This is a genomic window from Streptomyces sp., assembly GCF_035563135.1.
Lineage (GTDB): Bacteria > Actinomycetota > Actinomycetes > Streptomycetales > Streptomycetaceae > Streptomyces.
Window position 1 is genome coordinate 1 of the sequence record NZ_DATMVN010000354.1, and the last position, 8,016, is coordinate 8,016.

The following is an 8,016-nucleotide window of genomic DNA, read 5'->3' on the forward strand; positions in this document are numbered from 1 at the left end:
CGCCGGTCGCTGACCTCGAAGACGGGACCGTCCCCGGCGTCGGCGCCCTTGCGCACGGCCTCGGCGTCCGGTGCGGCCCCGGCCTCCGGGGCCGCACCGTCGGCGGCCGTGGAATCGTCCACGGCCTCCTCCGCGGCCTCCCCGGCGAGCGTGTCCTCGGCCTCGGCGTCCCGGATCTCCTCGGTGGCCTCCGCCTCCGCTTCCACCTCCGTCCGGGCGGGGGGCGGGGCCGTCAGGCCGGGGATGTACGCCGGGTCTGTGCCCGCGGCGAACTCGGTCTTGGTGTTTGAATCTATGCGCTGCTCCACGGCGGGCAGTATGGACGACGAACCTGTACGAGACCAGTCACCCGGGCTCCGCCCGGCCAGTCGCCAGGGCGCCGGCCGCCGTGGCACCGCGACGGGGCGGCCTCCGGGGACGAACGGGTCCGGACATGAACGACGGGTGGTGCGGGTTCCGCCGAACCCGCACCACCCGTCAGCCCTGCCCCTGCGTCACACCCCCGTGCGCCGGCGGCCCCGCCTCCGCGAGGACTCAGTAGGCGCCGAACACGTTGTCGATCGAGCCGTACCTGTCCGCGGCGTAGTTGCACGCGGCCGTGATGTTGGCGACCGGGTCGTAGCTGTCCGTCGACGTACCGGGCACGTGGTAGGCCTCGAAGGTCGGGTCGATGACCTGCAGCAGACCCTTGGACGGGATGCCCGCAGCGGCGTTCGAGTCCCAGTTGTTGATGGCCTGGGGGTCGCCCCCGGACTCGCGGATGATGTTGCGGTGGATGCCCTCGTAGCTGCCGGGGATGCCGTGCTCGGCCATGACGGCCAGCGACTCCTTGATCCAGCCGTCGAGGTCGTCCGTGTACGCGGCCGGCTCGGCGGCGGGAACGGCTTCGGCGGCGGGCGCGCCCTCAGCGGCGACGGGGATGCCCGTGCGCTCCGAGCGGTCGACGCGGACGGCGCTCTCCTCGGCGCGGTCGGACGAGGCGGAGGCTTCTGATTCAGCCTTTTCGGCCTTGTCCGCCGACTTGCTCCCGGCGTCGGCACCGATAACCAGCTTCAGGCCGGGGTGAATCAGGTCGGGGTTTTCGCCGACAGTCTTCTGGTTGTCCTCGTACAGGGCCTTCCAGCCCCCGTTCACCGAATACTCGCGTGCGATCTTGGCGAGAGTGTCACCCAAGATCACGGAATGCGTGGTGGACTCGGACTTCTGCGCGGCAATTCCCTTGCCGGACGCGGCAGTCGACGTCGTCGCCTTTTCGACGGCGGCCGGCTGGGCCGGGGCCGCAAAGGCACTCGTCGCGCCGATCACGGGGAGGGCCAGGGCGGCTCCGCCCGTGCTCACGGCGATGATGCCGCGAGCGAGTGAACTGGTCCTGGAACGACGGTGCTTACTGTTCTCGGGCATGCTGAATTCCTCTCCGTCGCCTGCGAAGTGAGCTGTCGGGTTCGGGCTGGAGATGCCCGGCCGCACACGAATGCGACTTCACCCCGAGCCGCCCCGGAAACCGGTTCGGCACTTACCTGGGTCCCCCGCTCCTGCCGTACGAGAAGTAGTCGGGTCACCGGGCGGCGGCAGGATTCGGCGTTCCGTCCGGAGTGATGGTGACCGTAGGCGAGAAATAGGGAAAGGAACAAGCCTGGCGCGGTGATCACAATTCGTCCGCAAGATCAATTCACAGGAATTCGTGTAATCCGCCCCACACCGCGCTCCCTGTTCCGCTTGGCACACAAGGGAACCGACTGCTGCGCCCCTGCGTCCGGGGCCCCCATGGTGACCCTGGTCACTGAGTCCGATTCGGGCGGTTTGCTCCTGAACGAAGGGGCTCAGGTCACACGAAATGGCCTTTTATGGCTGACGAGACTATTTAAACTAAACGCCCTAAAACGGGCATACGGCTCATGAGTTCTGCATAGGGGCATATCGCGAGGGTTTGCGTGGAACCGATCCGCCTATGACTGAAAGCCCGTACTCCTCGGCCCCCCGGATCACCGTTCTGCCCGTGCAGCCCGGGGATCCGCCCTTCCGCATCGTGGAGATCGACGGAGAGGTGATCGGAAGCGCGACCGCCATGACGGACGTGCTGATCGCAGCGGCGGCGGCCGGCATTCCGGTCCACGACCTCGACGATCCGGCCGCCATCCGATGGGTGGGGGGCGGCAAGCTCCACTGGAAGCCGCACTGAGCGGGCCGGGAGACGGCCCGGGAGCGGCGACGGGAGGTCTCCGCAGGGCGCCGGGGGCGGAGCAGGACCGTCGGCACGAGAGATGCGCGCAGGCCGGGTGGAGAAAGCCATGCCGACCGGGCCCGGGGAAGCCGCGCAGGCCGGGCCCGGGGAAGCCGCGCAGGCCGGAAGCGGAGAAGAGCCGCGCAGGGGCCGTCCCGGCCGGGCGCGGGGCCGGACGCGGGGCCGTGCCCTCCGCGTCGCAGGGCCCCTGCCTGTCAGGTCCCGGGCGGGTGCGTCGCAGGGGCCGTGCCCCGCAGCAGGTGCAGCGACATGTCGAGCGCCGCCTCCAGGTGGGTGATCCGGCCGGTGGACATCAGGATGGTCACCCCGCCCTGCACCGCGGCGACCAGAGCGGCTGCCGTACGGTCGGCGTCCAGCAGGGCGTCGACCTCGCCCCTGTCCTGCATGAGGCGGACACCGGTACGCAGGGCCTCCTGCCACTGGCCGATCAGCCGGCCGATGAGCGCCTGCGCTGCGGGGGTGGTGCCGCCCAGCTCGGTGATCAGCACTCCCAGCGGACAGTTGACGCCCTGTTGCTCGTAACGCCGGACGACCGCGTCGCGCCAGGCCTCCCATGCCTGCCAGGTGCCCAGGTCGCTGAGGTACGGCTCCTGGTCCTCCAGGACGCGTTCGGCCTCGCGGGCGCCCACCGCGAGCAGCAGTTCCTCCTTGCCGCCGGGGAAGTAGTGGAAGATCTGGCTCTTGCTGGTCGAGGTACGCGCCCGCACGTCGTCCAGCGTGGTGCCCGCCGCGCCTCTGGCCCGGATCTCATCGGCCGCCCCCTCCACGATGCGGCGGCGGGTCGCGCTCCCCTTGGCGGTGAGCCGCGGGGCGGCGCCGGTTCCGCTCGGCATACCGGAACACCTCCTGCTTCTGGACTTCCGGGTCCATTTTATGCGAGCGGAACCTGGCGTCGTCGGCTCGCGCCAGTCCTGGATCCGGATGGCGAGTGCCGGGCAGACGGCCGCGGCCTGCTGGACGTCGTCGGCCCGGTCCGAGGGCGGCGCGGGGTCGAGCAGTACGGCGGTGCCGTCGTCGATCAGTCCGGCTCGGTCTTCAGGGCGGGCGGCGGGCCGAACGGGCAACCCGCCGCACGGGGCATCGGGAGTTCCGGGGCCGGGGGCGCCCGGACCCCTTGAGGACGTACCGTGCTGGCCACCGCTTCCTCGATTCGTCGTGCGGGGACCGACGTACCGTCATCCTTTTCGTGGTGCGGACGGTTCGAGAGCCGGGGCCGGCCCGCCGATCTCCTGGCTGCGCAGGCGCGCCTGTCTGGGCATGCTCCAGCCGACGATGCCGGTGACCTTCCCGTCGCGCTCGTAGCGGGCTGTGAAACGCCCGCTCGCCGGGTCGCCGTCCACGACGGTCACCGCGGCGCCCGGTCCGGGCCGGCCGTGGGCCTGGATCCGGGCGTCGAACTGATCGGTCCAGAAATAGGGAACCGGGGTGTACGGCCGGTCGGCGCCCAGGATGTTGTCCGCGACGGTGAGGGCCTGCTCGGTGGCGTTCGTACGGTTCTCCAGGCGCATGGGCGCGTCGAACAGCTCGTGGTGCCAGGCCGCCACGTCCCCCACGGCGTAGATTCCCTCCGCCGCCCGGCAACGGGAGTCGCAGACGAGGCCGTTGTCGATGCGCAGCCCGCTGCCGGCCAGCCATCCGGTGACGGGCTCCGCCCCGATGGCGACGACGACCACATCGGCGGGCAGGATCTCCTCCGTGTCCAGGCGCACTCCGCTCACCCGGCCCCTGGCCGAGGTCAGTCCGGTGACCGCGTGGCCCAGCCGCAGACGGACGCCGTGTCCGGTGTGCAGTGCGGCGAGCAGCCCTGACACCACGGGCCCGAACTGGGCCAGCATGGGCGTCGGCTGAGGGCCCGCCAGGGTGACGTCCAGACCCATGGCGCATGCGGTGGCGGCGATCTCGGAGCCGAGCACGCCTTCCCCGACCACGACGAGCCGCCGTGCCGCGAGGAGGCCGGCCCGCAGTGCGAGGGCGTCGTCGAGCGTCCGCAGCACGTGCACGCCTTCGACGTCCGGCTGCCCGGGCAGGGTCCTCGGCCGCAGTCCGGTGGCGACGACCACGGCGTCGGCGCTCACTGCGCGGCCCGACGCGGTGCGTACCGTACGGGTCCGTGGATCGAGGCCGGCCGCCGGGTCGCCGAGGAGGAGTTCGGCGTGCAGGCCCGCCAGCACTTCGGGGGACCGCAGCCGGGTCGTGTCAGGAGCCCTGCTGCCCGCCAGCACCTGTTTGGACAGCGGAGGGCGGTCGTACGGCTGGTGCCTCTCGGCGCCCAGCAGCGTGAGTTCTCCTCGGTAGCCCTTGCGGCGCAGCGCCTCCGCGGTGGCCAGGCCGGCGGCGGACGCGCCGACCACGAGAACACGGGAGGGGGTCATGGAGCCTCAGTTCTCGGCCCGGACAGCCCGGACGCGGGCCCCGGAGCACTGGTGGGGGAAACGGATGGTGCATCAGGGGGCCGTCAGCGGCAGGGCGTGACGGGTGCTGTCCAGATCCCGACGATGGCGTCGATGAGACCGGTGGCGGTGTCGTGCCAGTTCGTGCGGGGGGCGGCGGTGCCGGTGGCGAGAGCGCGTTCACGCTCCGCGCAGGTGTGGAGGATCAGGGTGCGCGACATGGCGGCCCGCTCGGCACGGACCTCGGCCGGCAGGTCGGGCAGGCACGTGTTCAGCCCTTCGAGTGCCCGCAGCGTGGGAGGGCAGGCGAGCGACTCCTCGGCCATGATGTCCTGCAGCGCCGGGTCGGTCATGACCTGGGCGCAGAACCGGGCGAACCAGGTGGGGCTGCCCAGCCTCGCGAGATGCCCGGTGGTGGGCCGCACCAGGCAGGCCACCCACTCCCCGATGTCCGTCGGGTCCTTCATGCCGGCCAGCAGACGGGCGCGGGTCTCCTCGATCTGCCCGCAGTGCTTGCGGGTGATGGCCCGCACCAGATCGGCCTTCGTCCCGAAGTGGTAGCCGACCGCGGCGTTGTTCCCCTGCTGCGCGGCCTCGCTGACCCGGCGGTTGGACACCACGTGGACGCCGTGCTCCGCGAACAACCGCTCCGCGGCGCACAGGATCCGCTCCCTGGTCCCGCCGGCCTGTTCGATCCGATCCGTCCGTTCCATGCACCGTCTCCTCGGTCGAGGCGTCCCGGAGCAACAGGCAATCGGCCGCCGTCACGTCGGTCAAGCGACTGATTTACATGTGGCCGAGATGGCCGCACATCCACCGCAGGGCGGCCTCCCGGTGTCGGCGGCGCTCGTACCGCCTGCCGTGGTCGGCCTGGGGGCGGCCCCGGTCCCGCATCCGGCACTGCTCACCCGGCGCGGTCCGCGGCCTGCGGGACCCGGGGCCGCAGCTCCGGGGAGTGCCTGGAATTGGCGTGAAGCCGCCGGGGCGCGCGGACCCTCCGGCGGCGCTGCGGCTCGGCGGCTGGGAGCTGCCGACACCGGCGCCGATGCGCCGGAGGGAAACGCATGTGCGAGGCAGAAAGCCCACACCCGTTGTAAATGCTGATGCGAACCGCATATCGTGCCGCTTATGCAGTCCTACACCATCGGGCAGGCGGCCCGTCTCCTCGGCGTGAGCCCGGACACCGCCCGCCGCTGGGCGGACGCCGGCCGCGTCGCGACCCATCGCGACGGGAGCGGGCGACGCCTCATCGACGGCCGTGACCTGGCCGCCTTCTCGATCGAGGTCGCCCGGTCCGGGTCCGGCGAGGACGAGGTCCCCTACACCTCCGCACGCAACGCCTTCCCGGGCATCGTCACGGCGGTGAAGCTCGGTGACGTCGCGGCGCAGGTCGAGATCCAGGCCGGCCCGCACCGCCTCGTCTCGCTGCTGACCAGGGAAGCCGTGGAGGAGCTGGGACTCGAGGTCGGCACGCAGGCGACGGCCCGCGTGAAATCGACCAGTGTGCACATCGACCGCGCCTGACGCGGCACCGCCGCCAGCGGACGGCGGCTCTCACCGAGGAGTTCCCCTGATGCCCTTCCCCCTCAGCGTCCACCGGGCCGGCGCCGCGGTCCTGGCGGCGGCGCTGCTCGCCACCCTGGCCGCCTGCGGCAGCGACGGCGACGGCAAGGACTCGGCGGCGCCCGGGACCAGGCTGACCGTGCTGGCCGCCTCCTCGCTGACCGACGTCTTCGCGACCGCCGGTGCCGCCTACGAGAAGGAGCACCCCGGCACGAGGGTGACGTTCTCCTTCGCGGGGTCGCAGGAGCTCGCCGCGCAGGTCGGGCAGGGTGCGCCCGCGGACGCCCTGGTCACCGCGGACACCAGAACCATGGACGGGCTGGCGGCGGACACCGGCGAGCCGACGGTCATCGCGAGGAACCGGCTGGTCATCGCCACCGGCGAGGGCAATCCCGAGAAGATCGGGAGCATCGAGGATCTCGCCGATCCCGCGCTCAAGGTGGTCCTGGCCGCGCCCGAGGTGCCGGCCGGCCGCTACGGCAAACAGATCCTGGACGCCCGGAAGATCGACGTGAAGCCGGTCTCCCAGGAACCCAGCGTCCGCGCGGTCCTCAGCAAGGTCGAGCTCGGTGAGGCCGATGCCGGACTCGTGTACCGGACGGACGCCGCCGCAGCCACCGGCGAGGTCGACGCGATCGACATCCCCGACGCGCAGAACGTGATCGCGTCCTATCCGGCCGCGACACTGAAGTCGTCCGGGAACAGCAAGGCCGCAGCCGCATTCGTGTCCTGGCTGTCCACTCCCGGGGCGCAGAAGATCCTGCGGGCCGCGGGCTTCCAGAAGCCGTGACGGCCCGGCCCGCAGGGGACGCGATGAAACAGCTCCGCAGCCGACCGCCGGGACCCCGCGCCCCGCTCACCCTGGCGGTTCCCGCCCTGCTCGCCGTCGTGTTCCTGGTGCTGCCGCTGGCCGGCGTCCTGGCACGCACGTCCTGGGGCGAGCTCGGCACGCATCTGACGGCCCCCGGCACCACACAGGCCCTGAAGCTGTCGCTGCTCGTCTCCGCCTGGGCGCTCGGGCTCTCGCTCGTGCTGGGAGTACCCCTGGCCTGGCTGCTGGCCCGCGTCGACTTCCCCGGCAAGGCGCTCGTACGCTCGCTCGTCCTGCTGCCGATGGTGCTGCCGCCGACCGTCGGCGGCGTGGCGCTCCTGCTCGCGTTCGGGCGGCGGGGGCTCCTCGGGCCCTGGCTGCAGGACACGTTCGGCATCACCCTGCCGTTCCACACCTCGGGGGCGGTCCTCGCTGCGGCCTTCGTCGCGATGCCGTTCCTCGTCATCAGCCTCGAAGGGGCCCTGGGCGGCCTGCATCCACGGTACGAGGAGACGGCCGCCTCCCTGGGCGCCTCCCCGGTGCGTGTCTTCTTCACCGTGACCCTGCCCATGGTCGCCCCCGGCCTGGCCGCGGGAGCGGCACTGACCTGGGCACGGGCGCTGGGTGAGTTCGGCGCGACCATCACCTTCGCCGGCAATCTGCCGGGCACCACACAGACCCTGCCCCTGCAGGTGTACCTGCTGCTCCAGGACTCCCCCGAAGCGGCCACCTCCGTCTCGCTGCTCCTGCTCGCCATCGCCATGGCCGTGCTCGTCGCCCTGCGCGGACGCTGGGCCGGCGCGCCCCGCTCCGCCGCGGCCCCGCGCCGCACCGCAGAGGAGCTCACCCCAAAGCCGCCCGTGGAGGGCCCGCCCGCCCCCGCCGCGATTCCCGCGCCCCGCGAGAGCTGGCCGCTGCACGCCGAGGTCACCGGCTTCGACCAGCTCACCCTCGACGCGGAGCCGGGCACGACGATCGCCGTCGTCGGTCCGAACGGCGCGGGCAAGACG

At 72.1% G+C, this 8,016-nt stretch carries 8 protein-coding genes, 1 pseudogene and 1 riboswitch; of the genes and pseudogenes, 4 read left to right on the forward strand and 5 right to left on the reverse strand.

Translation table 11 applies throughout. The features are described 5' to 3' along the window. Together VN520_RS15390 and VN520_RS15395 are read right to left on the reverse strand one after the other, a co-directional pair. Nucleotides 1-308 (reverse strand): annotated as a pseudogene (locus tag VN520_RS15390) (hypothetical protein); the annotation flags it as partial. Between the two features lie 226 nt (nt 309-534). Then, nucleotides 535-1,401 carry a LysM peptidoglycan-binding domain-containing protein gene (locus VN520_RS15395; RefSeq protein WP_325747481.1) on the reverse strand — a complete coding sequence of 289 codons (867 nt, stop codon included), beginning with the start codon at nt 1,399-1,401 and terminating at the stop codon, nt 535-537. Nucleotides 1,402-1,403: 2 nt separating this feature from the next. After that, nucleotides 1,404-1,591: riboswitch (cyclic di-AMP (ydaO/yuaA leader) on the reverse strand. A 357-nt stretch (nt 1,592-1,948) separates the two neighbouring features. Here VN520_RS15395 and VN520_RS15400 point away from each other — a divergent pair. Continuing rightward, a complete protein-coding gene (locus tag VN520_RS15400) occupies nt 1,949-2,179 on the forward strand; it encodes a hypothetical protein (protein WP_325747482.1) in 231 nt (76 codons plus the stop codon). 257 nt (nt 2,180-2,436) lie between these two features. Here the strand turns inward: VN520_RS15400 and VN520_RS15405 are convergent, their stop codons facing one another. The 3 genes from VN520_RS15405 to VN520_RS15415 all read right to left on the reverse strand — a co-directional run bounded on the left by VN520_RS15405 (nt 2,437) and on the right by VN520_RS15415 (nt 5,345). Further along, entirely contained in the window at nt 2,437-3,075 is a 639-nt protein-coding gene (locus VN520_RS15405) for a TetR/AcrR family transcriptional regulator (RefSeq protein WP_325747483.1), read from the reverse strand. Nucleotides 3,076-3,417: 342 nt separating this feature from the next. Further along, complete coding sequence (locus tag VN520_RS15410) at nt 3,418-4,614, reverse strand: NAD(P)/FAD-dependent oxidoreductase (RefSeq protein ID WP_325747484.1); 1,197 nt, start codon at nt 4,612-4,614, stop codon at nt 3,418-3,420. Nucleotides 4,615-4,697: 83 nt separating this feature from the next. Then, nucleotides 4,698-5,345 (reverse strand): TetR/AcrR family transcriptional regulator, encoded by a 648-nt coding sequence (locus VN520_RS15415; RefSeq protein ID WP_325747485.1) that lies wholly within the window; start codon nt 5,343-5,345, stop codon nt 4,698-4,700. Between the two features lie 415 nt (nt 5,346-5,760). Here VN520_RS15415 and VN520_RS15420 point away from each other — a divergent pair, with 415 nt between their 5' ends. The 3 genes from VN520_RS15420 to VN520_RS15430 all read left to right on the forward strand — a co-directional run. After that, on the forward strand, nt 5,761-6,156 hold the full coding sequence (locus tag VN520_RS15420) for a helix-turn-helix transcriptional regulator (RefSeq protein ID WP_325747486.1): 396 nt from the start codon (nt 5,761-5,763) through the stop codon (nt 6,154-6,156). A 49-nt stretch (nt 6,157-6,205) separates the two neighbouring features. Then, nucleotides 6,206-6,985, forward strand: a complete 780-nt coding sequence (gene modA / locus VN520_RS15425) for a molybdate ABC transporter substrate-binding protein (protein ID WP_325747487.1) — start codon at nt 6,206-6,208, stop codon at nt 6,983-6,985. Between the two features lie 23 nt (nt 6,986-7,008). Continuing rightward, on the forward strand, nt 7,009-8,016 hold a 1,008-nt coding region (locus VN520_RS15430), incomplete at its 3' end, for an ABC transporter permease (protein ID WP_325747488.1).